This window comes from Skermanella aerolata KACC 11604, from assembly GCF_000936425.1.
GTDB classification, from domain to species: Bacteria; Pseudomonadota; Alphaproteobacteria; order Azospirillales; family Azospirillaceae; genus Skermanella; species Skermanella aerolata.
In genome coordinates this window covers 36,819-60,891 of record NZ_AVFK01000012.1, presented here as the reverse complement: position 1 = coordinate 60,891, position 24,073 = coordinate 36,819, and the positions used below count along the sequence as shown (strand labels likewise).

Genomic DNA, 24,073 nt, shown 5'->3' with positions numbered 1-24,073 from the left:
GCATCGAATGAATATAAAATTTAATCAAATCTTAAGTATTATCCGGATAGTATGCGTGGCTGCGCCTTCGCTCCTGCGAAAGGAAGAACCGGTGCCGGGATACACGGCTTCTGGCATAGTTTCCGGCTTCCTCGTAGAGTTTCCGGCGGCGAAATCGCGCCGGGCTAACGGCTGGAGTATCGATTGAAAGTGCGTTTCCGCCGGAGAGGGCGCGGTGTTTCGGGCAACGGCGCGCTGGGTGAATTCGGTACCCTGCTCAGGCTGGTCTTCGGATCGGCTGCTGCGACGGTCGCGGCTTACCTGGACGGACTGGACCCGGCCAAGCGTTCGGGATCCGCGCGGACGGAGGGAGCAGGTTCCGCCATCATGCGCCTTCGCCGCGAACTTGCCGCTGCCAAGAGTCGGCGGGACGCCCTGATCTCCGAGATCCTACGCTATGACAAGGCGCGGGAGGTCATGACCGCCCAAGTAGCGGACGAAGCGGACCCTGAACGGCGCGCGGCCTTGCGGGTGTCGTTGGAAAGTCTCGAGGATCGGCTGACGATCTGGCTGGACGAACATGACGACCTGACGGCCACGATAAGCAGGCTCGAGGCGGACCTGTCGTTCTTCGATGCCGCTTCCGGTTCGGAATACGATACCGGGGAACGGGCGGGGCCGGACCCGTCGCCCGGAGAGACCGGGCCTGTCGTCGATGCCAGGACGCGGGACGCGCTGGCGTCGCTTGGCCTGACCAGGATGCCGGAGACCCTCGCCGACCTTAAGACCGCCTATCGCGACCGCCTGAAAGCGGTCCATCCCGACGTCAGCGGCCAGGGATCCACCGAGGCGGCGGCGCTGGCCACGGTCGCCTTCGCCGAGCTACGGAAGCGTTTTTCATAGCACGGCTCGCTGAAGGGCAAAACTTCACCGAACGTTAACCATCGCACCGCTATACCGCGCCACTGCCGGAAAAATCACCGGCGGACACCTCCGCGAGGGTTGGATAGATGATCCTTTTCCGCTTAGCCCTGGCCGCCGCGATGATCGCGGCGACAGCCTTCGTCTCCCCTACCACTGGCAACTCGGCCGAGAAGAAGGCCGACGCTCATAAGACCGCAGAGAAGGGACCGCCGGCCTGTGGTGCCGTCTCCTTCCGGCCGCTGCCCGCCGGGATGGCTGACGGCAACCAGCAGTCCGGCCTGTACCGGTCGCGTTACGGTTCGATCGTGCTGCAAGCCAAGGTCCAGGGCGGCCAGCCGACCGACTACTTCATGGAACTGAACGGCAAGACGCCGGAAGCCTTCACCGCCGCTCTCCCGAAGAGCGCCGACGGCTGCCTGAAGTCCAAGAGCGTTAAGCTGCCGGTCGCCAAGGCGCAGGGCGCCTGCGTCGGAACACGCTTCCGCGTCGTGCTGGACCGCAGCACATCTCAGCCGCTGGCGTTGCTGTTCGCCTTGCAGGGTGACGACTGGAAGCTCTGCTCGACCGCCAAAGCCTGATCCCGCTCTTCTTCGAAGGCCCCTCCTCCCGACCGGGAGGAGGGGCCTTTTTCGTTTTGTTCCCTGTCGTGGCTCCTGTGTCGTTAGCTAAGTTGACTAAGTGATGCCGTCTGGCTAAGCTAATCTTCCCAGCAGCAGGAACCGGGATGCAGCAGTTCACCATTCACGCCGCCAAGACCAACCTGTCCAAGCTCATCGAGGCGGCGCTGCGCGGCGAGGAAGTCGTCATCGCCAAAGGCAGCAAGCCGGTCGTCAGGCTGGTCCCGGTCGTCAAGGGCGCTTTCAAGGTCGGTCTGCTCAAGGGGAAGCTCGGCACTGGACCCGATTTTTTCGAGCCGATGGAAGAGGACGACCTTGATCTGTGGGAAGGCGGTCGGTGACGGCTGTCCTGCTCGATACCCACGCCTGGGCGTGGAGTCTGTCGGGGGATGGCCGTCTGTCGAGACCGGCCCTCGCCGCCATTGAGGCGGCGGACACGGTTCTGGTCAGCCCGATCACGTTCGTCGAGATCGCGCAGAAGGTTCGGCTCGGCAAATGGCCGGAGATGGAACCGTTCATCGATGGGTTGGCCGCACTGCTGGGCGAACAGGGCGGCTCGGTCGCCGGCTTCGATCCGGCGGTCTGCATCATGGCTGGCACAATGGCCTGGTCCCACCGCGATCCCTTCGACCGGTTGCTGGCGGCAACGGCGCTGACCTACAACCTGCCGCTGGTATCGGCGGACGCCGTTTTCGACGGCGTCGTCACGCGGCTGTGGTGATAGGCGCGCCTTTTCGCCCGCATCAAGCCTGTTACGAGATCGACAGTGGCATGGAGCATCACCCGCCGCAGTCCCAGTGTCCGCATCGTCGGCTCCGGTCCGGCCAGAAGTGCGCCCCAAGCCCACGCTTGGAGAGGCTTGCCCATCCGCAAAAATCTTCCATTGGTCAAAATGAAATTGCGCATTGACCATGTTGGTAAAATCATTTATCCGTCTAAAAAATCATGGTCAAGGTATCGATCATAGCGGTGGTTTCGAACAACCGCGCATGATCGGGCGGGAAGTGATTGGAGAGGAAACGGCGGAGCGGGGCGTGACGATGGTGCGGGGTCGGGTCCCGGCATCTACCGTCCGGCGATGCTCCTGATTTTCATAGTGGGGGAGACAACCTTGAGCGTCGCGCACATGTCCACGGCAGCGTCTGTGCCTGCCGAACGGCCGTCAACGGTCTATTTCTTCGGCACCTGCCTCGTGGATTTGTTCTATCCGGAAGCCGGCCTTGCCGGGATGGAACTGCTGAAGCGCGAGGGCTTGCGCGTCGTGTTCCCCCAGGGGCAGACCTGCTGCGGCCAGCCGGCCCGCAACTGCGGCTTCTTCGAGGAAGCCCGCACCGTGGTCCGCGCGCAGTTCGCTGCTTTCCCCGAGCCCTGGCCGATCATCGTCCCGTCGGGCAGCTGCGCCGGCATGATGCGCGTCCACTACCCCCAGCTGTTCGCCGGCGAACCGGACCAGGCACAGGCGGAAGCCTTCGCCTCGCGTGTCTACGAACTGAGCTGGTTCCTGGTCCATGTCCTCGACCTCAAGCTGGAAGACAAGGGCGAGCCGGTCACCGTGACGTGGCATGCCTCCTGCCACTCGATGCGGGAGATGGGCATCACCGACGAGCCGAAGCGCTTGCTGCGCTCGCTGTCCAACGTGACCCTGGTCGAGAACCCGAGGGAGCGGGAATGCTGCGGTTTCGGCGGCACCTTCTCGGTCCGCCAGCCGGAGGTTTCCGCCGCGATGGTCGCGGACAAGATCGCATCGGTGGAAGCGACCGGCGCCAGCGAGATGGTCACCGGCGACTGCGGCTGCATGATGAACATCTCGGGCGCAATGGAAAAGGCGGGAACCCCGATGCGCAGCCGCCACCTTGCCGAATTCCTGCTGGAGCGCGGCGATGTCCGCTGAACTGAAGACGGCAGCCCACGTCACCAATCATGGCAACGGCCATGTGACGGTCACGAACTTCGCCGGCCGCGCTCATGTGGCGCTGAACGACAAGCCGCTTCGGGCCAATTTCCGCCGCGCCATGGACGGGCTGATGGCGAAGCGGGCTGCGCAGTTCCCCGATGCCGGCGATCTGGCGAAGCTGCGGGCACGCGGCGCCGCGATCAAGGAACGGGCGCTCGCCCGCCTGCCGGAACTGCTGGAGCAGCTGGAAGCGCGCTGCACCGAAAACGGGATCAAGGTCCATTGGGCCGAGACCACGGGCGAAGCCAACCGGATCGTGCTCGACATATTCCAGGGCCACGGCGTCAGGACCGTGGTCAAGGGCAAGTCGATGGTGTCGGAAGAGATGCACCTGAATGCCTTCCTGGGCGAGCACGGCATCGAGGCGGTCGAGTCCGACCTTGGCGAATACATCATCCAGCTTGCCGGCGAGATGCCCAGCCATATCGTCATGCCCTGCATCCACAAGAACAAGATGCAGATCGGCCAGCTCTTCGCCGAACATATCGAGGGACAGCGCTACACCGAGGACGTCGACGAACTGACCGCCGCCGCCCGGCGCGTGATGCGGGCACGGTTCGCGGAAGCCGATGCCGGGATATCCGGCGTCAACTTCGCCGTGGCGGAAACCGGTACGCTGGTGCTGGTCGAGAACGAGGGCAACGGCCGGATGTCCACGACCCTGCCGCCGCTCCACGTGGCTGTCATGGGCATCGAGAAGCTGGTCGAGACGATGGCTGACATCCCGCCGCTGCTGGCGCTGCTGCCGCGCTCCGCAACCGGCCAGCCGATCACGACCTATGTCAACATGATCACCTCGCCGCGCAAGCCGGGCGAAAAGGACGGACCGCAGGAGATCCATCTGGTGCTGCTCGACAACGGCAGGACCCGCGTCTACGCCGATCTGGAACTGCGCGAGACGCTGCGCTGCATCCGGTGCGGCGCCTGCATGAACCACTGTCCCGTCTATGCCCGCGTCGGCGGGCACACCTACGACGCCGTTTATCCCGGCCCGATCGGCAAGATCCTGACGCCGCAGATCGCCGGGCTCGACGTGGCGGAAGACCTGCCGCACGCCTCCAGCCTGTGCAACGCCTGCGTCGAGGTCTGCCCGGTCAAGATCCCGATCGCGGACATCCTGGTCAGGCTTCGCCGAGAGTCGGTCAGGCCGTCGGCATCGCAGGCCGTCAAGGGCGGCGGCAGCGGCTGGACCCTGTCGGAGGCATCCGCCTGGACCGGCTGGAAATGGCTGAACGCCCATCCCCTGCTCTACAGGATGGGGACGGGGGTGCTTTCCGCCCTAGGCCACCTGATCCCGCCGTCGATGCCGCCGCTGAAAGCCTGGACCAGCGTCCGGACCAAGCCGAAATTCGCCGCACAGACACTCCACCAGCTTGCCCGCGACAAGGGTTTCGACGATGAATGACGCCCGTACCCGAATCCTGTCGCGCCTGCGCGCGGCGCCGCCCTCCGCCGTGCCGGACCTGCCGGAGTGGGACCCGCCGGTCTACGAACAGGCGGCGCGGCTCGCCCGCTTCCGGACGATGTTCGAGGCTATGAAGGCGGAGGTCCACGACGTCGATGCCGCGACCTGGCCCCAGCGGCTCCGGACCCTGCTGGACAACCGGGGTGTGCGTGCCCTGCTTCACGGCGACGGCTCGCCGGTCGCCACCCAGCTTGCCGCTGCCTGGAGCGGTGACGAAAACGCGCCCGAACTGGTCGCGTACGACAGGGTGGTCGAGGATTTCAAGGAAGAGCTGGTCCACCGGATCGATGCGGGGATTACCTGGGCTTCCGCCGGGATCGCCGAGACCGGCTCCGTCGTCCTGTGGCCGACGGCGCGCGAACCCCGCCTGATGTCGCTGCTGCCGCCGATCCACATAGCGCTAGTCGACGAGAGCACCATTCACGATACGCTCGCCGACCTGATGGCGGCGCAGGGCTGGGCGCTGCGGATGCCGACCAATGTCGTCGTGGTGTCGGGGCCGTCTAAGACGGCTGATATCGAGCAGACGCTGGCCTTCGGCGTGCATGGCCCGAAGGAGTTGATCGTCCTCGTTATCCGGAAAGCGGCAAGCGCCGGTTAAAGCTTTTGGCCGATGCAGTTGCCATTGCAAATGCGGCTTACCAACTCCATAAGGAAAGCAGACGTGCATCATTGAAGGGCTGTATCGTTCCATGACCGATCCGATCCGTCCTGCCAAACTCGCGGATGCCATTGCGGAGCGCCTGGAACAGCTTATCCTGGAAGGTTCGCTGCGTCCGGGCGAGCGCCTGCTGCCGGAACGCGAGCTGGCGCAGCGCTTCGACGTGTCCCGTCCAAGCCTGCGCGAGGCTTTGGAAAAGCTCGAGAATCGTGGATTGCTGGTGAGTGGGCGGGGAGGAGCGACCCATGTGGCGCCCCTGCTGGACGAGAGCTTCACGGCTCCGCTGTCCAACGTCGTCCTCACCAATCCGGATGCGACCTACGATTACCTGGAATTCCGCGGGCTCGCCGAAAGCTCGGCCGCCTATCTGGCAGCCCTGCGCGGGACGGAGATCGACCGCGAGCTGATCCAGGGATGCTTCGAAGCCATGGAAGCGGCCCATCAGAAGGACGATCCGACTGACGAGGCGAATGCCGATGCAGACTTCCATCTCGCGATCTACGAGGCGTCGCACAACCTCTTCATGCTCCATGTCATGCGGTCGCTGTCGGACATGCTGCGCAAAGACGTCTTCTATAACCGTGCGAACCTGTACCTGCGGCGCAACGTCCGCGACCTGCTGCTGGCCCAGCACCGCGCCATCCGCGACGGCATCATGGCCGGCGACGCCGAGGCCGCCCGGCAGGCGGCACGCGAGCACATGGCGTTCACGTCGGGCGCCCTGAAGGAGATCGCCAAGGCCGATGCGCGCCTGGAGGTGAGCCTGAACCGCATCGCCCGTCACGATATCGTGTCAGCCTCTCGGTAAGGCATCCGGCAGGTTGCCGGAAGACGGCGGAAAATCAGGGTGCATCCCAGGGGGTGCTACCGAATAGGCCGCCCGGCCGCATCGTAACGGCTGGTCGTGCGCGGCCGCATCTGAATAATGTCTCAACAATTCGTTGTTGTTTCGGGAACGCCTATGGCCAGCCAGTCGAACGATGGGGTTTACGCCTGCATCATCACCTTCAATCGGCGCGATATACTGCTGGAGTGCCTTCAGGCGGTATATTCGCAGACCCATGCCGTTTCGGGGGTGCTCGTTCTCGACAACGCATCGACCGACGGTACCGACGAGATGCTGGCCAGCGAGGGCTTTCTGACGCGGCCGGGTTTCGTCTATCACCGGAACGCCGTCAACTCGGGCGTTTCCCCCGGCTTCGAACAGCTGGTCCGGCTGGGCTACGAGCAGGGCGCTTCGTGGGTCTGGGTGATGGACGACGACGTCATTCCGAGCGAGACCGCGCTGGCCGAACTGATAGGCGCGAGCCGCCATTTCGACAGTCCGGCCGAGATCGGCTTCCTGATCAGCGCCGCCCGGACGCCGGACGGGCTGGAGAACAACGTGCCGCATGTCGACATGCGGCGCGACAGGTCCAACTGGAAGAACCGGCCGGAACCGGAGTGGGGGCACATGCTGGCCCACAGCATGGTCCGGGTCCGTAACGCCGGCCTGACATCCATCCTGATCCCGCGCACCACGATCGAGGCCTGCGGCGTACCGTCGGGCGATTTCGCGGTGCTGGGGGAGGATGCGGACTATACGCTCAGGATCTCGGCATGGCGGCCGGGATATCTGGTCGGGCGCAGCAGGGTCCTGCACAAGCGCTCGATCTCCGGCTATATCCATGTGCTGGTGGAGACGAACGAGGCCCGGCTGAACCGCTTCTACTATTACTACCGCAATTTCTTCTACCTGCGGAAACAGTACCATCCGACAGGCGACCTGATCACCTTCCTGCTTCAATCGGCATACCATCTTCTGCGGATGCCGACGGCGCCCAGCCACAGGCTGCGACGCGCGCGCTACCTGATCCAGGGCCTGGTAGCAGGGCTGTTCTTCAAGCCCCGCTACCAGCCGGTCGTTCCGATCCCTGGCTCATCCCTAAGCCGGACACATTCCGGAAGCATTCAACAGGAAGGCACCCGCCGGGGAGTGGATCAGAACACGAAGCTGGATGCGGTCAAGCTGGGCTGACCCAGCAGGGCGATCTGGAAGTCGGCGGCGCCGTCGCCGTTGGCATCACCCTGGACGAAGGTGTTGCCGTCTTCCTTGACGACATTCAGTTCGCCGGCTTGCTTGGTGAAGCCCTGCGAGCCGATGAACTTGAAGGACTGGTTGCCGCCAAGGCTGGAGTTGGCGTCGATCCCGGAAAGGTCGATGATGTCGCCGTTGCCGAAGTCCTTGATCAGGTCCATGCCCTCGCGGGTCGGCTTGCTGTCGGACAGGTCGGTAAAGACGAACCGGTCGTTGCCGGCGCCGCCGGTCAGCACGTCACGGCCGGCTCCGCCGATCAGCGTGTCGTTGCCGGCGCCGCCGTTCAGGATGTCGTTGCCGCCCTTGCCGTCCAGCAGGTTGTTGCCGCCGTTTCCGGTCAGGATGTTGCCGAGGTCGTTGCCCGTGCCGGCCGAGTTGCTGGAGCCTTCCAGCTTGAGGTTCTCGACGTCGCCCGGCAGCGTATAGCTCGACGCCCAGCTCAGGACCGTGTCGATGCCGCCGCCTGACTTTTCGATGATCTTGTCGCCGGTGGTTACGACGTAGGTATCGTCGCCGCCGCCGCCCGTCATCGTGTCCACGCCGTTGCGGCCATTGATCCAGTCGTTCTTGGTCGTGCCTACCAGAGTGTCGGAGCCGCTGCCGCCGCCGGCATGATTGACCTGGATGGCGCCGCTTTCCTTGAGGGTGACGGCGAGCGGCAGGGCCGCGCTGACGGGAGTGGTGCCGCCATCAGACGGTCCGCCGGCTTCCGGCTGCGTCGGCTCGGGCTGGGTCGGTGTGGGCTGGGTCGGCTGCTCGACCGGCGGCTTTTCGGGGGCCGTGCCGGTGGAGGTGCCGGAACCGGGCTTGTAGCCGAGCCCGACCTTGCTCGCCGGGACGAAGTCCATGCCCGGAGGATGGCCGATCGTCACGTGTCCCTTATAGGGCAGGCCCGGCCACGTCACCTCGTTGCCTTCCCGGACGGCGCCGATCTCGGGGATGCCGGTCTTCGGCCAGATCGCCAGGTATTCACCCTTCTGTCCGGGACGCTCGGATGCGTAGACGTCCTTGAAGGTGATCGGAAATTCCGGCTGCTTGGCGTTGTCGACGAACTGGTACAGATAGGAAATCTTCTGGCCGCCGGAATTGTACGACATGTCGACGCGTTCCAGGTCGGCCGACTTGACCGGCCACTGCGGCGCGATCCGGACGCCCTGATAATTGGTGCTGCCCGTCACGTTATACATATGGATGTTGCCCATCGGGCCGTGCTGCTGGAACACGTCGCCGTGGACGCCGGCTTCGATGCCGGTGACGTTGTCGATCCGGACGTTCTGGAGAGTGATATCGGCCTGTTTGCCGGGTGCGCTGTAGACGGCGATGCCGTCACGCATGCCTGCGTTCTTGTTGTCGATGTGGACGCCTTCGACATAGGCGTGGCCGTTCAGATTGGTGAAATAGATAGTGGCGGTCGCTTTACCTTCGGGCATGAACTTGCCGCCCATGACGACGATATTGTTGCCGCCATCGGTCTGGAGCCTTGGCAGCGTACGTACCGAATCATCAGCAATAAAAAGGACATCCTGGTTGGGTGCGAACTTCCAATAAGTCTTATCACCCGTCTTGCTGAGATCAATGATGGTCGGGTTGTTGAGTTTAGGCTGCGACCATTTATTGGGCATTTTTGAAAGGCTCCGATACTGCGTTCAGGACAATAGCCGCTGAAGGATCCCTTTAGGGACGCCAGATTGAAAGGAAAGACCAGAACCTGCTGGCTGCTGCTTCTATACAACGCTGATATGAGACTGAACTAGGAATATTAATTAATCCTTTACTCCGCAGTATGTCTTCTTTTTATCGTTTTTCCTTGTAAGACATTTGTAGGTTTACCTTAAGATATTTTTGTCTACTTAATGTTATTGGAAGAAAAACGACTTTTTTAAAACTGGATTAGGACGAAATTCGGTTGCAGTGGCAACGAAAAAGGATTGCAAAAACAATCCGAACAATGTCCTTCGGAGAGATTGATTTTCTTGCGTTTTTATGGGTGACGGCATGCTCCGGTCGACATTTGCCCGTGGCGCTTGGAGCGGGAGACGAAGCCGGTTAAAATGGCCGGTATTCGGCTTCGTCACCGAAGCCGTCATTCGCCGGGGAAACAGCCGTCATGCCGCCAAGCAGAAGGTCCGCAGGGAATGCAGGGCCGCCGACGGCGCAGGACGTGGCGGTGGCAGCCGGCGTGTCGACCGCCACGGTGTCCCGCGCCTTCAACAACCCTGAAAAAGTCGCTCCCGAGGTGCGTGCCCGCGTCCTTGCCACGGCGTCTGCGCTGGGATGGATGCCGCACGCGGCTGCCGGCGCCCTTGCGCGTGGGCGGACCAACATCGCGGGCGCCATAATACCGACACTCGACAACGAGATCTTCGCGGCCCAGATCGGCGGCATGCAGTCGGCCTTCGCGACGCGGGCGGTGACGCTGCTGCTGGGCTGTTCCAACTACGATCGCGACGAGGCGTTCAGGCATGCCCAGGCGATGCTGGGGAAAGGCGTGGAAGCGCTGGCCATTGCCGGCGAAGCGCACCGGCCGGAACTGTTCGAAACTATCGCTGCGCGCGGCGTGCCCTATGTCGTCACATATTCATACCGCGCGGACAGCCCGCATCCTTGCGTCGGCTTCGACAACCGCGAGGCTTTCCATCGCATGACGCGCTACCTGCTGGACCTGGGTCACCGGGAGATCGGGCTGATCGTCCAGCCCGTTGCCGGCAACGACCGGATCGAGGCGCGGGTGGCCGGGGTCCGCGAAGCGCTGGCGGAGCGGGGGCTTGGCCTGCGTGCCGGCCATGTGCGGGAGGGGGAGTGGAGCATCGGCTTCGGCCGGGAGAGCCTGCGGGCCATCATGAGCGGCCCGGCGCCGCGCCCGGCATCGCGTCCGACGGCCGTGATCTGCGGCAACGACTGGCTGGCGATCGGCGCCCTGCTGGAAGCGCGGGCGATGGGGCTGGCAGTGCCGACCGATCTGTCGATCACCGGTTTCGACGATGTGGCGATGGCGGCCCAGATGGAACCGGGCCTGACCACCATGCGCGTCGACAACGCCCGGATCGGCAGTCTTGCCGCCGATTATCTGCTGGAGCGGCTGGGCGGCGGAACACCGTCGCCGGTGCCGCCCCAGGTACCCGACCTGATAGAGCGGGGGTCTACCGCCCCGCCGCGCTGACCCGCTCCCGGTAGAGCGCGGTGCCGGCGTCGATCTTGTCGAGCAGCGCTTCCAGCGCCCAGAAGCGCTCGCGGATGTCGAAGTGGACGGCGCGGCTCTTGATCGACGCGAAGGTGCCGAGGCGCTGGTGATGCAGCTTGGCCAGGGCCGGATAGCCCATCGGCTCCGCCATCGCGGCCAGCGCCAGGAAGATCGACAGCTCGTCGGCGAGGCCGGAATGCGCCTGTCCTTCCGTCAGCAGCCACTTGTAGAGGTCGGGGTGGAAGTTGGTGAAGACGCCGTTGAAGCCGGGGGAGCCGGCCTTCATCGCATCCCAGGCGATGGCAGCGTTGGCGTTGAGGATCGCCAGCGGCGAGCCTGTTGTCAGGGCGATCCGGCGCTTGACCGTTTCGAGGTCGCAGGACACATCCTTCAGGATGACGAACCGTCCGCTGTCGGCGCAGAACTTCAGCTCGTCGTCGGTCAGCAGGCGGCGGAACGGGGCCGGGCACTCGTACAGGCCGAGTGGCAGGTCGGCGGGCAGGCGCTCCAGCAGCCATTTCAGGCTTTCCATGAAGGTGGTGCCGCCGGCATCGTGCGGGTCGAGCCGGTTGGTGACGAGCACGACGCCATCGACGCCGGTTTCGGCGGCTGCCAGGAGTTCGCCAAGCTGGTCGTCGCGGTTCTCGCTGATGTGGCCCGATGCTATTACCGGCACGCGCCCCGCCGCCTTCTGCTGGACGAAGCGGGCGAGCGAGACGCGTTCATCAAGGCTGAGGAACTGCATCTCGCTGGACTGGCAGACGGCGAACAGGCTGTCCGAGCCGTTGGCGATGTACCACTCGATCAGGTTTTCGAGGCCTTGGTAGTCGATCGCCCCTTCTTCGGTGAAGGGGGTGAGCATGACGGGGATGATGCCGTCGATCTTGTTCGACATGGTTTTGGTGCCTGTGGGGCGGTTATGGGGGCAGAGAGTTGACCGGTCAGGGGCGTTAGTGTCGGGCCTCTTCAGCCCGACATCTCTGCTTACTTGCCGCGAACCTTCGCGATCTCGTCGTTGACTTGTTTCATCAGCGCCGGATCGATCTGTGCGGCGTATTTGTCGGCGACGGGCTTCGCCTTTTCACGGAAGCGCTCGACCTCGGCCGGCGACAGTTCGGTGATCTGCAAGCCTTCAGCTTTCAGCTCGGCGACCGCCTTTTCCGCCTGCTCGCGCGAGACCTTGCGCTCGTAGTCGCGGGACTCGTTTGCGGCGTCCTGGATCAGCTTCCGCTCGTCGGCGTTCAGCTTGTCCCAGAACTTCTTGCCGATCATAACGATCTGCGGGTTGTAGGTGTGGTTGGTCAGGGTCAGGTGCTTCTGCACCTCATGGAGCTTGGCCGTCAGGATGCTGGGGGCAGGGTTTTCCTGACCGTCCACGGTACCGGTCTCCAGGGCGGGGTAAAGCTCGGGGAAGGGCATCGGCACGGCGTTGGCGCCGAGCGCGTTGAAGAGGTCGATGTATATAGGCGACTGGACCACGCGGATCTTCAGGCCGGCGATGTCGTCTACCTTGGTGACGGGGTGACGGCTGTTGGTGAGCTGGCGGAATCCAAGCTCCCAGTAGGCCAATCCGACCAGACCTTTTTCCGGCAGGCGCTCGGCCAGGGCCTTGCCGACCGGGCCATCCATCACGGCGTCGGCCTCTGCGGGACCGTCGAACAGGAACGGCAGGTCGACTACAGCGAAATCCTTGGAGACGCCGGCCAGCAGGCCCGCGTTCATCGTCGTCATCTCGATCGTGCCGCCCTGAAGGGCCGAGATCGTCTGGACGTCGCCGCCCAGCGTCCCGTTGGGGAAGCTCTTTACCGTGATGTTGCCGCCGCTCTTCTCGGCGACGATCTCGGCGAACTTTTCCATACCGAGAACGATCGGAGCGCCCTTGGCGCCCGTCGAAGCGAACTTTATGGTGTGCTTGCCGATGTCGGCGGCGAAGGCGGCGCCTCCGAACATCACCGAACCCGCGATCACCGCTACCGTCGTCAGACCACCCGCACGTCTCAGCATTTTCATCCCTCCCTGCCGATGTATGCGCATACATAAGGGAGAAACGTTGGATCTGTCAACATTCCCCGGCAACCGGGGAATGTTCGGGCGGGGGATCGAAGTGGGGCGGGGGTGTTTACCGCCCCGGCTGAACGGCGGCGAAGAGGCCGGTGTGCTGATCGCGCAGCAGGTTCTTCTGCACCTTGCCCATGGCGTTGCGCGGCAGTTCGTCCATGAAGAAGACGCGCTTCGGCACCTTGTAGTTGGCAAGCTGTTCCTTGCAGACCGCTATGACGCCGGCTTCCGTGACTTCTGGGCCGGCGGGGCGGCGCAGGACGACGGCGACGACCGCTTCGCCGAAGTCGGGATGCGGCACGCCGACGACGGCGCTTTCGCCGACGCCATCGATGGCGTCGACCACCGTCTCGACTTCCTTCGGGTAGACGTTGTAGCCGCCGCAGATCACCAGGTCCTTGGCGCGGCCGACGATATGGACGTAGCCCCGCTCGTCGATCTTGCCGACATCGCCGGTGATGAAGAAGCCGTCGGGGCGGAACTCGGCGGCGGTCTTCTCGGGCATGCGCCAGTAGCCGGAGAAGACGTTGGGTCCCTTGACCTCGATCCCGCCGATCTCGCCCTGGCCCAGGACGCGGCCGGTTTCCGGATCGGTGACGCGGACCTCGACGCCGGGAAGGGGATAGCCGACGGTGCCGGGGATGCGGTCGCCGTCGAGCGGGTTGGATGTCAGCATGACCGTTTCGGTCATACCATAGCGCTCCAAGATGGCGTGGCCGGTGCGGGATTCGAACTCGCGATGGGTTTCGGCCAGCAGCGGGGCGGAACCGGAGATGAACAGCCGCATCTGCCGGGTGGTGTCGCGGTTCAGGCGCTCGTCGGCCAGCAGTCGGGCGTAGAAGGTCGGAACGCCCATGAAGACGGTCGCGCGCGGCAGCAGGCGGAAGACCTGCTCGACGTCGAACTTGGGCATGAACAGCATGGAAGATCCGTTCAGCAGCACGCAGTTGGTCGCGACGAACAGCCCGTGGGCATGGAAGATCGGCAAGGCGTGCAGCAGTACGTCGTCCGGCTGCCAGCCCCAGTAGCTGTGCAGGGTCAGGGCATTGGAAGCCAAATTGTCGTGGCTGAGCATCGCGCCCTTGGAACGTCCGGTGGTGCCCGAGGTGTAGAGGATGGCCGCGAGGTCGCTGGAACTGGTGGGGACGGTCGGGAAGTCGGGGTCGAAGCTGGCCGAGCGGTCGGGCAGGGAGCCTTCGCCATCCTGGCCGAGGCTGAGCACATGTGCGGAGCCGGCGCTGAAGACGCCTTCCTGGCCGGGCCGGCAGACGATGGCGGACGGTTCGGCGTCGGAGACGAAGTATTCGAGTTCGTGGCGGGTATAGGCGGTGTTGAGCGGCAGGTAGACGGCGCCGGCGCGCAGGCAGGCGAGATAAAGGAAGATCGCCTCGGGCGACTTTTCGACCTGAACCGCGACGCGATCGCCTTTCCGCACGCCGATGGCGGAGAGCAGGCGCGCGTAGCGGCCGGAGACTGCTTCCAGGTCGGCATAGGAGTAGACGCGGCCGGCTTCCGTCTCGAGGAAGGGGCGGGACCGGTCGTCCGGGAAGCGGCTGCGGAACAGATCGTAGAGGTTGTCGGACATCAAGGCGTTTCCTGGGTCGTGGCGATAGGCTTGTGAACGCCTAAGTTGTTGGGCCACGGCCCAACCTACGAAGCAGAAGCCCGTAGGTTGGGCCGTGGCCCAACAACGTCAGCGCTTTATCAAATCACGCCATGTTTATCATGATCGTCTTCTTGTGCGTGAAGTGTTCCAGCATCGATTCCAGCGACGCTTCCTTGCCCAGGCCGGACGCCTTGACGCCGCCGTAGCTGAGGTTCGGCTGGACGACGAGGTTCTGGTTGACCTGCACGAAGCCGGCTTCCAGACGGTTCACGGCGTCCATCGCCTTGTGCAGGTTGTTGGTCCAGACGGTGGCGGCGAGGCCGTACTCGCTGTCGTTGGCGTCGGCGATGACCTGCTCGTAGTCGGTCCAGCGGATGATGCAGCAGACCGGGCCGAAGATCTCCTCACGGGCGAGCTGGCTGTCGTTGGTGAGGCCGGTGAAGATATGCGGCTGGACGAACAGGCCCTTGGCGAGCTTCGGGTCGGCCGGCATCGCCGAGCAGGCATGGGCGACTGCACCGGGGGTCTTCTTGCCGATGGCGATATAGCCCTGGACGCGGTCCATCTGCTGGGGTGAGACGATGGTGCCGATATCGGTCGCCTCGTCCAGCGGGTCGCCCATCTTCATGGCATCGACCTTGGCCTTCAGCTTCTCCACGAAGGCGTCGTGCAGGCTGTCGTGGACGAAGATGCGGGACGCGGCGGTGCAGCTCTGACCCTGGCGGGTGAAGCGCATGCCGGCAATGGCGCCCGCGACGGCGCGGTCGAGGTCGGCGTCTTCCATGACGATCATGGGGCTCTTGCCGCCCAGTTCCAACGTGACCGGGATCAGCTTTTCCGCCGCCGCCTTGTAGACGATCTTGCCGGTCTCGACCGAGCCGGTGAAGGTCACCTTGCCGACCTTGGGATGCGAGACCAGCGGCGCGCCGCATTCCGGCCCATAGCCGGACAGGATGTTGACCAGCCCCGACGGCATCACCGTGTTCATGAGCTGGATGACGCGGAGGACGGTCAGGGGAGCTTCTTCCGCCGACTTGACGATCACGGCGTTGCCGGCGACCAGGGCCGGGGCGATCTTCAGCGCCATCAGCAGCAGCGGCACGTTCCACGGCAGGATGGCGCCGACGATGCCGATCGGCTCGCGCATCGTCATGGTCATGATGGTCGGGCTGAACGGAACCGTCTCGCCCTTCAGTTCGGAACCGAGGCCGCCGAAGAAGGTGAAGGCGTCGGCCAGGACGGAAGCCTCGACCCGGCTTTCGGTACGGAGCGCCTTGCCGGTCTCCAGCGCGATCAGCCGGGCCAGTTCGTCGGCGTGCTCGGCCAGGATCTGGCCGCACTTGACCACTAGCTTGCCCCGGTCGCGGGCTCCGACCTTCTTCCAAGCCTTCTGGGCGGTGGCGGCCGCCTGCACGGCGGCCTCGATGTCGGCGGCTTCACCGAAGGCGGCTTCCGCCACCTGCTCGCCGGTCGCGGGGTTGATGACGGGGAAGGTCTTGCCCGACAGGCTCGGGCGCATCTCGCCGGCGTAGAAGTGCTTGCCGCTGAGGTCGCGCGCCAGGGCGAAGGGGTCGGTCTGGATGTTGGTATCTACGGAAGTCATCGGAAATAGCCCTTAGTTTAGCTGGCGGTGCCGCGCAGGAGCTTGATGATGCTGGAGAAATCGGTGCCGGCCTGACCGTTGCCGGCGTGCAGGCTGTAGAGCTGCGCCGCCAGCCCGCCCATCGGGGTCGAGGCGCCGGCCGCCTGCGACGCGGCCTGGGACAGCTTGAGGTCCTTGAGCATCAGGGCTGTGGCGAAACCGGGCTGGTAGTCGCGGTTGGCCGGGCTGTTCGGCACCGGGCCGGGAACGGGGCAGTAGCTGTTCAGCGACCAGCACTGGCCGGAGGACGTGGAGGCGACGTCGAACAGCGACTGGTGCGACAGGCCGAGCTTTTCGGCCAGGGCGAAGGCCTCGCAGACGCCGATCATCGAGATGCCGAGGATCATGTTGTTGCAGATCTTCGCCGCCTGTCCGGCGCCGGCATCGCCGCAATGGACGATCTTGCCGCCCATCTTCTCCAGCAGCGGCTTGGCCCGCTCGAAGCTTTCCGCAGTGCCGCCGGCCATGAAGGTCAGGGTGCCAGCTGCCGCCCCGCCGACGCCGCCGGAAACCGGCGCGTCCAGGAACTCCATCCCGGCTTCCGACGCGGCGGCGCCGACCTGCCGGGCCGTTTCCACATCGATGGTCGAGCTGTCGATGAACAGCGTGCCGGGACGCGCCGAAGCGATCAGGCCATCGGCGCCGAGATAGACGTCGCGGACGTGCTGGCCGCTCGGCAGCATGGTGATGACGGCGTCGGCCTCGTCAGCCACCGCGACGGCGGAGGCGCTGCAGGCGATGCCCGCCTTGCCGGCGGCCTCGATGGCGGCGGCGCTGACGTCGAAGCCCTTGATTTCATGGCCGGCCTTGGAAAGGTTGGCCGCCATCGGCCCGCCCATATTGCCGAGCCCGATAAATCCAACAACGCTCATGGTCGTTCCTCGTTTTGCTTTTTTATGCCGGTCTTATGCTGGAATCAGGCCCAGTTCCCTGGGACCGAGCGGGGCGAAGTGGGCGGAGACTGAGGCTTCCGACACTTCGGAAAGGGTGGGGGGCTGCCAGCGCGGCGACTGGTCCTTGTCGATCACGGCGGCGCGGACGCCTTCGCGGAAGTCCGGTGCGTGGAACATCCGGGCAATGATGCGGAATTCCACGTTCAGGCAGTCTTCCAGGCTGTCCAGAGCGCGGGCGCCACGCAAGGCTGCCAGCGTGACCTTGACGCTGGTGGGCGACTTGGCCTCCACCTCGGCGGCTGTCTTGACCGCCCAGTCGTCGCCGGAAGTCCGGGCGGTTTCAAGGATCTGCTCGACGGTATCATGGCCGAACATCACGTCGATGGCGGCGGCCTTTTCGGCGAGCGGGGCAGGGCCGGGGTCGCTGGCGAACGACTTCACGATTGCCTCGACGTCGGCGCCTTCGGACCCGGTTAGCGCCTTAGCCAGTTCAGACAGTCGTTCGGACTGGACGAAGTAGTCGGCAAGCCCAGCGTGGATCGCGTCGGCACCGCCGATCCGGCTGCCGGTCAGCGCCAGATATGTCCCAAGCTCTCCCGGAGCGCGCGACAGCAGCCAGGTGCCGCCGACATCGGGCAGCAAGCCGATGCCGACTTCCGGCATCGCCAGCATCGTCTTCTCGGTAACGACGCGGCAGGAGGCATGTGCGGAAATGCCGACGCCGCCGCCCATCACGATGCCGTCCATGAAGGCGACTATGGGCTTCGGGTAGCTGCCGATGGCGGCGTTCAGCTTGTACTCGTCGCTCCAAAACGTCTCGGCCATGCCGTCGTCGCGTGATCCGCTCTCCAGCAGTGCCCGGATATCGCCGCCAGCGCACAGCCCGCGCGTCCCGGCTCCATCGATGACGACAACGTTCACCGCGTCATCCGTAGCCCAGCCGGCGAGTGCCCTCGTGAAGGCGTGGACCATGTCGAGCGTCAGCGAATTCAGCGCCTTCGGCCGGTTCACGGTGATCCGGCCGGCTGCACCCTCGCGGCGAACGATCAGGTCTTCGAGAGTGGCGGCTGAAACGGTCATGAGCGGTTCCCTTCACTGAATACTGACCTGGACACGATCAGGCGCATGATCTCGTTGGTGCCTTCCAGGATCTGATGGACGCGGAGGTCCCGGACGATCTTTTCGATCCCGTAATCCGCGAGATAGCCGTAGCCGCCATGGAGTTGCAAGGCCGCGTCGGCCACCGAATAACCGGTGTCCGTGGCGAACCGCTTCGCCATCGCGCAGAAGGTCGTGGCGTCCGGCGCCTTGGCGTCCAGCTTGGAGGCTGCCCGGTACAACAGCGAGCGGGCGGCTTCCAGCTCCGTCGCCATGTCGGCGACGCGGAACTGGAGAGCCTGGAACTGGTCGAGCGAGCGGTTGAACGCCTTGCGCTCGCCCATGTAGCGGACGGCCTTGTCCAGCGCCGCCTGGGCACCGCCGAGGGAGCAGGCGCCGATATTGATCCGGCCGCCGTCAAGTCCGGCCATCGCGAGCTTGAAGCCGTCGCCTTCGTTGCCGAGCCGGTTTGCCACCGGAACCCGGACATCGTCGAACAGCACGGCGCGGGTCGGCTGGGCGTTCCAGCCCATCTTGCGCTCGTTGGCGCCGAACGACAGGCCGGGCGAGTCGGCGGGGATCACCAGCGTCGAGATGCCGCCGGGGCCGTCGCCGCCGGTCCGGACCATCGTCACGTAGAGATGAGAGGCGCCGGCGCCGGAGATGAACTGCTTGGCGCCGTTGACGACGTAGTGGTCGCCGTCAAGCACCGCCCTGGTCTTGAGCGCCGCCGCGTCCGATCCGGCCCCGGCTTCCGTCAGGCAGTAGCTGGCGAGGTATTCCATCGTGCAGAGCTTGGGCAGCCAGGACTGGCGCTGCTCCTCGTTGCCGAAGCGGTCGATCATGGACGCGGCCATGTTGTGGATCGACAGATAGGCCGACACGGTCGGGCAGCCCTGGGCCAGCGCCTCGAAGATCAGGACGGCGTCCAGCCGCGACAGGGCGGAGCCGCCGACGTCTTCCGCGACATAGATGCCGGCCATGCCGAGGGCCGCCGCCTCGCGCAGGACATCGACGGGGAAATGCTTCTTTTCATCCCACTCGACGGCCTTGGGCTCCAGCGCGTCGGCGGCGAAACCGAGCGCCATCTCGCGGATCGCGCGTTGATCCTCGGTCAGTTCCTGGGACAAGTCGGCGGCTCCCTATTTTATCTTGTTTGCGCGGATCATCTTCTCCCATACGCATTCGCGCTCAGGTATCTGATTAATCGCGCACCGGATGGGCGGAAAAACACACACCTATGGTACTTCCGCGCTATCTTCCGCAAGTGTCAACAGCATTGCAGGACGGCCCGTGCCGCCGTCGCGACGAAGTGAGCCACCGATCATGGGCGATTTCAACTGGAACGATCTCAAGTCCTTCCTGGCCGTTGCCCGCACCGGAAAACTGACCACGGCGGCGCGGTCGCTGGGGGCGGACCACGCGACCGTCAGCCGGCGGCTTGTCTCGCTGGAGGAGGCCATGCATGTCCGCCTGTTCGAGCGGCACCCGACCGGCTACAGCCTGACGGCCCAGGGCGAGCGGCTGCTGCCGCTGGCCGAGAGCATGGAAAGCACGGCGCTGGCGGCCTATGCGGAGTTGGCGAACTCCAATATGTCGGTGTCAGGCGCCGTGCGGATAGGATCGCCGGACGGCTTCGGCAGCTACTTCCTGGCGCCCCGGATCGGCGATTTGTGCCGCCAGCATCCGGCGCTGGAGGTCCAGCTGATCGCGATGCCGCGAATCTTCAGCCTGTCGAAGCGCGAGGCCGACATCGCCATCGGCCTCGCCCGGCCGCAGGAAGGCCGGCTGTCGGCGCGAAAGCTGACGGATTATCACCTTAAGCTCTATGCGTCGCGGACTTACCTGGAGACGGCGCCCGAGATCCGGAACTCCTGTGATCTGGCGAAGCACAAGTTCGTCGGCTACATCGACGACCTGCTCTACGCGCCGGAGCTGGATTACCTGAGCGCCGTCGGTACCATCGATCCGCAGTTGAAGAGCACCAACCTGATCGCCCAGCTCAAGGCGACGGTGGCCGGGGCCGGGCTGTGCATCCTGCCGTACTTCATCGCCAAGGCGGAGCCGGAACTCGTGCCGGTCCTGCCGGACGAAGTGATGCTGACCCGGTCGTTCTGGCTCATCATCCACGAGGACCTGCGCCGGCTCGCCCGCATCAGCGCCACGGCCGACTTCATCGTGGACGCCGTCTACAAGGCGCGGGGGGATTTCCTGTCGCAGAAGGCGGGATGAGGCGGCATCCCATGACCATATGAGTATTTCCGCACATCGGTTTCGCGGGATAGGGCCTTCCAACGGCCGGGCTGGTCCGGGATCATGCCTGCCCGAAGTACCAACACTTCCGCATCGATAAAGCGGAAGGACAACAAGCCCTGTTCCGGGGCAGCAAGGGGAGAGAATGACCGACCGATCCAGCGACTTCATCGCCGCGCGTAACCTGCTGCTGGAAGCCCGGACCGACCGCGCCCGCGCGGTGCGGGATTTCCGCTGGCCCGCCATGCCGGTCTTCAACTGGGCGCTCGACTATTTCGACGCGATAGCGCGCGGCAACGACCGGCCGGCGCTGTGGGTCGTGGCGGAGGACGGAGCCGAGCAGAAGGTATCCTACGCGGAGCTGTCCGAGCGGTCGAACCGGCTTGCCAACTGGCTGCGCGCCCAGGGTGTGCGCCGGGGCGACCGCGTGCTGCTGATGCTGCCCAACGTGCCGCCGCTGTGGGAAACGATGCTGGCCGCCATGAAGCTGGGCGCCGTGGTCATCCCCGCTACCACGCTGCTGGTCGGCGACGAATTGCGCGACCGGCTGGATCGCGGCGGCGCCCGGTTCGTCATCGCGATGGCAGATCAATGCGCCAAGTTCGACGGCATGGAGAAGGGTCTGGGGCTGATCGTTGTCGGCAGCGAGGCCGGCAGCGCTCCGGCGGGCTGGACCGCGTATGAGGACTTTACCAGGTCTTCCGCCGAGTTCGCGCCGGACGGCGAGACGCGGGCCGAAGACCCGCTGCTGCTGTATTTCACGTCGGGCACCACCGCCAAGCCCAAGCTGGTGCTGCATACCCATCGCAGCTATCCCGTGGGCCATCTGTCCACGATGTACTGGATCGGATTGCAGCCGGGCGACGTCCATTGGAACATCAGCTCGCCCGGCTGGGCGAAGCACGCCTGGAGCAACGTCTTCGCGCCGCTCAACGCCGAGGCGACGGTGTTCGTCTACAACTACACCCGTTTCAACGCGCGGGCCGTGCTGGACGTGCTGGTGCGCTGCGGAGTGACGACGCTGTGCGCGCCGCCGACCGTCTGGCGCATGCTGATCCAGGAGGACCTGAAGGCGTGGCCGGTCAAGATCCGGGAACTGGTCGGCGCCGGCGAGCCGCTGAACCCCGAAGTGATCGATCAGGTCAAGTCCGCCTGGGGCCTGACGATTCGCGACGGTTTCGGCCAGACGGAGACGACCGCCCAGGTCGGCAACAGCCCCGGCCAGCCGGTCAAAGCCGGCAGCATGGGACGCCCGCTTCCCGGTTACGACGTCGTTCTGATCGACGCCGACGGCAACGAGACGGAGGAGGGCGAGATAGCGCTCAAGCTCGACCCGCGTCCGGCAGGGCTGATGGCGGGTTATCAGGCATCGTCCGGGGAACCGGTGCAGGCGCCGCAGGGGGCATATTACCGGACCGGCGACGTGGCGAGCCGTGACGCCGACGGCTACCTGACCTATGTCGGCCGCGCCGATGATGTCTTCAAAGCCAGCGACTACCGCATCAGCCCATTCGAACTGGAAAGCGCCCTGATCGAGCATGAGGCCATCGCCGAAGCCGCCGTGGTCCCCAGCCCGGATGCGCTACGGCTAGCGGTGCCCAAGGCCTTCCTGATCCTGACCGGCGACAGGGAGCCGTCGCGCGAACTGGCGCTGGAGATCTTCCAGCACATCCGCGCCACCTTGCCGCCGTACAAGCGCATCCGCCGGATCGAGTTCGCCGACCTGCCGAAGACGATCTCCGGCAAGATCCGCCGGGTCGAGCTGCGCCGCCGCGAACAGCAGGTGGATCGGGGAACGGAGCTGCGCGGGACGCTGGAGTTCTGGGAAGAGGACTTCGCGGAACTGCGGGGGTGAGGCATAGAAGCTTGATCGATCTGAAACGTTAGATGTCGGGCTGAAGAAGCCCGACCTACGTGAGCGTGCTTTTGCCAAGTTCGCTTTTGTAGGTCGGGCCTCTTCAGCCCGACGTCTTTTTCTCAGACCAGCTTGCTGCGCAGATGGTCGGCCAGTCTTACGGCCATGGCCACGATGTTGACGGTCACCATCGTGGCGCCGGTGGTCGGAAACACCGAGCCGCCGGCCACGTAGAGGTTCTCGATCCCGTGGACGCGACAGTTCTCGTCGACGACGCCGTGCCTGGGGTCCTTGTGCATGCGGGTCGTGCCCATGTAATGGGCGGAAGAGTCCACGCCCGTTGGCCACGGGTCCGACTGGTCCTCGAACTCCACCTGGATGCGGCCCAGTCCCAATGCGCCGAACTGGCGGGCCAGCAGTTCCTGGGTGCAGAGAATGGTGTGCTTGTCCAGGTCGCCCAGGCGCCAGTCCAGCACCATCTTGTTCAGGCCTAGCACGTCGCGTTCGGTCCCCAGCGTGATCCTGCTGTCGGGGTTGGGAGCCTGTTCCGAGAAGTAGCGCGTCTGCAACAGGCGATAGCTGTTGTCGCGGAAGGCGCGGGCGTAGAGCGCCTTCGCGACCGTGTCCAGATCGCCGACGATGGTCGCCAGCTCCTCTCCCAGCTTGTCGGGCATCCGGCCATAGGAGAGGTGGCGCAGGATGCGCCGAATCGCGGCGAAGCCGGGACTGCGTTCCCCCTCGTAGCTCTGCTCGAAGAAGACGACGCAGTTCAGCATGCGCTCCGCCGCCTGGGCCTTGGCGGTCGGCTGGAGCACGTCAATCATGGGAAGATCTTCGCTGCGGAAGTTCTCGAACCCCCTGGTCTTGTAGAGCTTGATCGTTTCGTCCGGGATCGACAGCAGCGCCCGTCCGGTGCGCAGCGTCGTGTGCGCCATGAAATAGCGGCCGACATTGTCGTGGTCGTTGCCGAGACCGTTCGGCCGGACCCGGTTCGAGAGCAGCAGAAGCCGCGCGTTCTCGATGCCGGAAGCCAGGATGTAGATCTTCGACGTGAAGCGGCGAGTCTTGCCGTCCAGTCCCTTGGTCAGCAGAGACTCGACCTCGCGGGCGTCCGGTCCCGTCTCGATTTCCACGACGTTGGCGTGCAGGTAGACGGTGCAACCGGATTCGTCCTGCGCCAGCGCGCTCCGATAGACTTCGCCGAAGCGCGTGGGCGGGCTGCGCAGGAACAGCTTCTCGGTGATCGATTCATGATCGACCGCGATACGGCCCTGACCGAACTGAGGGACTTTTTCCGCCCAGTAGTCGGCTGAGAAATTGTCGGAGGGAAGTTCGCAGTACCGATAGGCCTTGGGGTAGAATTTTTCCAGCTCGGCCTTCTGAAAAGGCCAGCCGCTGTTCGGGACCCATGGCCTTTCCTCGAAGTCCATCGCGTCGAGTGGACCGCAATTACCGCCCCAATGACCGGTCGTGCCGCCGAAATAGCGCAGCCGGCTCCAGAGCAGATCGACCTGCTGCTCGCTGACGCAGGCGCCGTCGTTCAGGTTCTGGACATCGTCCTCGAACTCCAGCCCGCCGCTTTCCAGCAAGGCTACCCTGATGTCATGCCCGAGCAATTCCATCGCCAGCGTGATGCCGGCCGCACCGGCACCGACGATGCAGATATCAGCTTCTATGGTCTGACCGTCGGGGAGATTTCGAAGATCGATGAACATCTGCTGATCAATTCTGTCAATATAGCGCGGGCTTTCCGCAATTCTGAAAAGTAGTAGAAATTACCTGAGCGGGCACTGTCCAGTATCTCTTTGGA

At 64.6% G+C, this 24,073-nt stretch carries 21 protein-coding genes; 12 read left to right on the top strand and 9 right to left on the bottom strand.

Annotated features, from left to right (window positions below; all coding sequences use genetic code 11):
- The first annotated feature begins 183 nt into the window (after positions 1-183).
- The 9 genes from N826_RS16150 (at position 184) to N826_RS16110 (ending at position 7,617) form a co-directional block, all read left to right on the top strand.
- Positions 184-882: a hypothetical protein gene (locus N826_RS16150; RefSeq protein WP_044430528.1), complete on the top strand. Its 699-nt coding sequence runs from the start codon at positions 184-186 to the stop codon at positions 880-882.
- 107 nt (positions 883-989) lie between these two features.
- Entirely contained in the window at positions 990-1,481 is a 492-nt protein-coding gene (locus tag N826_RS16145) for a hypothetical protein (protein WP_044430527.1), read from the top strand.
- A 146-nt stretch (positions 1,482-1,627) separates the two neighbouring features.
- On the top strand, positions 1,628-1,861 hold the full coding sequence (locus N826_RS16140) for a type II toxin-antitoxin system Phd/YefM family antitoxin (RefSeq protein ID WP_044430526.1): 234 nt from the start codon (positions 1,628-1,630) through the stop codon (positions 1,859-1,861).
- Positions 1,858-2,241 (top strand): type II toxin-antitoxin system VapC family toxin, encoded by a 384-nt coding sequence (locus tag N826_RS16135; protein WP_044430525.1) that lies wholly within the window; start codon positions 1,858-1,860, stop codon positions 2,239-2,241. The genes N826_RS16140 and N826_RS16135 overlap by 4 nt, the downstream gene beginning before the upstream one ends.
- Before the next feature lie 405 nt (positions 2,242-2,646).
- Positions 2,647-3,411 (top strand): (Fe-S)-binding protein, encoded by a 765-nt coding sequence (locus N826_RS16130; RefSeq protein WP_044430648.1) that lies wholly within the window; start codon positions 2,647-2,649, stop codon positions 3,409-3,411.
- Positions 3,401-4,879, top strand: a complete 1,479-nt coding sequence (locus N826_RS16125; RefSeq protein WP_084720801.1) for a LutB/LldF family L-lactate oxidation iron-sulfur protein — start codon at positions 3,401-3,403, stop codon at positions 4,877-4,879. Before N826_RS16130 ends, N826_RS16125 begins: the two co-directional genes overlap by 11 nt.
- Positions 4,872-5,540 carry a LutC/YkgG family protein gene (locus tag N826_RS16120; RefSeq protein WP_044430523.1) on the top strand — a complete coding sequence of 223 codons (669 nt, stop codon included), beginning with the start codon at positions 4,872-4,874 and terminating at the stop codon, positions 5,538-5,540. The genes N826_RS16125 and N826_RS16120 overlap by 8 nt, the downstream gene beginning before the upstream one ends.
- Positions 5,541-5,631: 91 nt before the next feature.
- The gene (locus N826_RS16115; RefSeq protein WP_084720800.1) at positions 5,632-6,408 is read left to right on the top strand and encodes an FCD domain-containing protein; all 777 of its coding nucleotides are present in this window, start codon (positions 5,632-5,634) and stop codon (positions 6,406-6,408) included.
- Positions 6,409-6,561: 153 nt separating this feature from the next.
- Entirely contained in the window at positions 6,562-7,617 is a 1,056-nt protein-coding gene (locus N826_RS16110) for a glycosyltransferase (protein ID WP_044430521.1), read from the top strand.
- On the opposite strand, the gene N826_RS40090 is transcribed toward N826_RS16110, so the two are convergent.
- The gene (locus N826_RS40090) at positions 7,581-9,299 is read right to left on the bottom strand and encodes a calcium-binding protein (protein WP_052831392.1); all 1,719 of its coding nucleotides are present in this window, start codon (positions 9,297-9,299) and stop codon (positions 7,581-7,583) included. The genes N826_RS16110 and N826_RS40090 overlap by 37 nt on opposite strands.
- 485 nt (positions 9,300-9,784) lie before the next feature.
- Here N826_RS40090 and N826_RS16100 point away from each other — a divergent pair, with 485 nt between their 5' ends.
- A complete protein-coding gene (locus tag N826_RS16100) occupies positions 9,785-10,837 on the top strand; it encodes a LacI family DNA-binding transcriptional regulator (RefSeq protein ID WP_044430519.1) in 1,053 nt (350 codons plus the stop codon).
- Here the strand turns inward: N826_RS16100 and N826_RS16095 are convergent.
- The 7 genes from N826_RS16095 to N826_RS16065 all read right to left on the bottom strand — a co-directional run bounded on the left by N826_RS16095 (position 10,818) and on the right by N826_RS16065 (position 19,285).
- Positions 10,818-11,753: a dihydrodipicolinate synthase family protein gene (locus N826_RS16095; protein ID WP_044430517.1), complete on the bottom strand. Its 936-nt coding sequence runs from the start codon at positions 11,751-11,753 to the stop codon at positions 10,818-10,820. The genes N826_RS16100 and N826_RS16095 overlap by 20 nt on opposite strands.
- Before the next feature lie 89 nt (positions 11,754-11,842).
- Entirely contained in the window at positions 11,843-12,862 is a 1,020-nt protein-coding gene (locus N826_RS16090) for a TRAP transporter substrate-binding protein (protein ID WP_044430515.1), read from the bottom strand.
- A 115-nt stretch (positions 12,863-12,977) separates the two neighbouring features.
- Positions 12,978-14,501, bottom strand: a complete 1,524-nt coding sequence (locus tag N826_RS16085; protein ID WP_044430513.1) for a malonate--CoA ligase — start codon at positions 14,499-14,501, stop codon at positions 12,978-12,980.
- Between the two features lie 124 nt (positions 14,502-14,625).
- Complete coding sequence (locus tag N826_RS16080; RefSeq protein WP_044430511.1) at positions 14,626-16,125, bottom strand: aldehyde dehydrogenase family protein; 1,500 nt, start codon at positions 16,123-16,125, stop codon at positions 14,626-14,628.
- Between the two features lie 17 nt (positions 16,126-16,142).
- Positions 16,143-17,036, bottom strand: coding sequence for a 3-hydroxyisobutyrate dehydrogenase (mmsB, locus tag N826_RS16075; protein WP_044430509.1), 894 nt, complete (start codon positions 17,034-17,036; stop codon positions 16,143-16,145).
- Between the two features lie 33 nt (positions 17,037-17,069).
- Positions 17,070-18,137 (bottom strand): enoyl-CoA hydratase/isomerase family protein, encoded by a 1,068-nt coding sequence (locus tag N826_RS16070; RefSeq protein WP_044430508.1) that lies wholly within the window; start codon positions 18,135-18,137, stop codon positions 17,070-17,072.
- Complete coding sequence (locus N826_RS16065) at positions 18,134-19,285, bottom strand: isobutyryl-CoA dehydrogenase (RefSeq protein WP_084720797.1); 1,152 nt, start codon at positions 19,283-19,285, stop codon at positions 18,134-18,136. Before N826_RS16065 ends, N826_RS16070 begins: the two co-directional genes overlap by 4 nt.
- 196 nt (positions 19,286-19,481) lie before the next feature.
- On the opposite strand from N826_RS16065, the gene N826_RS16060 reads away from it, so the two are divergent.
- A complete protein-coding gene (locus tag N826_RS16060; RefSeq protein WP_044430507.1) occupies positions 19,482-20,387 on the top strand; it encodes a LysR family transcriptional regulator in 906 nt (301 codons plus the stop codon).
- Positions 20,388-20,553: 166 nt separating this feature from the next.
- Complete coding sequence (locus tag N826_RS16055) at positions 20,554-22,263, top strand: AMP-binding protein (RefSeq protein WP_044430505.1); 1,710 nt, start codon at positions 20,554-20,556, stop codon at positions 22,261-22,263.
- A 122-nt stretch (positions 22,264-22,385) separates the two neighbouring features.
- Here N826_RS16055 and N826_RS16050 read toward each other — a convergent pair whose 3' ends face one another.
- Complete coding sequence (locus tag N826_RS16050; protein WP_044430503.1) at positions 22,386-23,978, bottom strand: GMC oxidoreductase; 1,593 nt, start codon at positions 23,976-23,978, stop codon at positions 22,386-22,388.
- Positions 23,979-24,073 lie beyond the last annotated feature (95 nt).

Bases quoted from the DNA above. Each gene is read 5' to 3' on its own strand.
- N826_RS16145 (WP_044430527.1), top strand. From the start codon at position 990: ATGATCCTTTTCCGCTTAGCCCTGGCCGCCGCGATGATCGCGGCGACA.
- N826_RS16140 (WP_044430526.1), top strand. From the start codon at position 1,628: ATGCAGCAGTTCACCATTCACGCCGCCAAGACCAACCTGTCCAAGCTC.
- N826_RS16130 (WP_044430648.1), top strand. From the start codon at position 2,647: ATGTCCACGGCAGCGTCTGTGCCTGCCGAACGGCCGTCAACGGTCTAT.
- N826_RS16125 (WP_084720801.1), top strand. From the start codon at position 3,401: ATGTCCGCTGAACTGAAGACGGCAGCCCACGTCACCAATCATGGCAAC.
- N826_RS16120 (WP_044430523.1), top strand. From the start codon at position 4,872: ATGAATGACGCCCGTACCCGAATCCTGTCGCGCCTGCGCGCGGCGCCG.
- N826_RS16115 (WP_084720800.1), top strand. From the start codon at position 5,632: ATGACCGATCCGATCCGTCCTGCCAAACTCGCGGATGCCATTGCGGAG.
- N826_RS16110 (WP_044430521.1), top strand. From the start codon at position 6,562: ATGGCCAGCCAGTCGAACGATGGGGTTTACGCCTGCATCATCACCTTC.
- N826_RS40090 (WP_052831392.1), bottom strand. From the start codon at position 9,299: ATGCCCAATAAATGGTCGCAGCCTAAACTCAACAACCCGACCATCATT.
- N826_RS16100 (WP_044430519.1), top strand. From the start codon at position 9,785: ATGCCGCCAAGCAGAAGGTCCGCAGGGAATGCAGGGCCGCCGACGGCG.
- N826_RS16095 (WP_044430517.1), bottom strand. From the start codon at position 11,753: ATGTCGAACAAGATCGACGGCATCATCCCCGTCATGCTCACCCCCTTC.
- N826_RS16090 (WP_044430515.1), bottom strand. From the start codon at position 12,862: ATGCTGAGACGTGCGGGTGGTCTGACGACGGTAGCGGTGATCGCGGGT.
- N826_RS16085 (WP_044430513.1), bottom strand. From the start codon at position 14,501: ATGTCCGACAACCTCTACGATCTGTTCCGCAGCCGCTTCCCGGACGAC.
- N826_RS16080 (WP_044430511.1), bottom strand. From the start codon at position 16,125: ATGACTTCCGTAGATACCAACATCCAGACCGACCCCTTCGCCCTGGCG.
- mmsB (WP_044430509.1), bottom strand. From the start codon at position 17,036: ATGAGCGTTGTTGGATTTATCGGGCTCGGCAATATGGGCGGGCCGATG.
- N826_RS16070 (WP_044430508.1), bottom strand. From the start codon at position 18,137: ATGACCGTTTCAGCCGCCACTCTCGAAGACCTGATCGTTCGCCGCGAG.
- N826_RS16060 (WP_044430507.1), top strand. From the start codon at position 19,482: ATGGGCGATTTCAACTGGAACGATCTCAAGTCCTTCCTGGCCGTTGCC.
- N826_RS16055 (WP_044430505.1), top strand. From the start codon at position 20,554: ATGACCGACCGATCCAGCGACTTCATCGCCGCGCGTAACCTGCTGCTG.
- N826_RS16050 (WP_044430503.1), bottom strand. From the start codon at position 23,978: ATGTTCATCGATCTTCGAAATCTCCCCGACGGTCAGACCATAGAAGCT.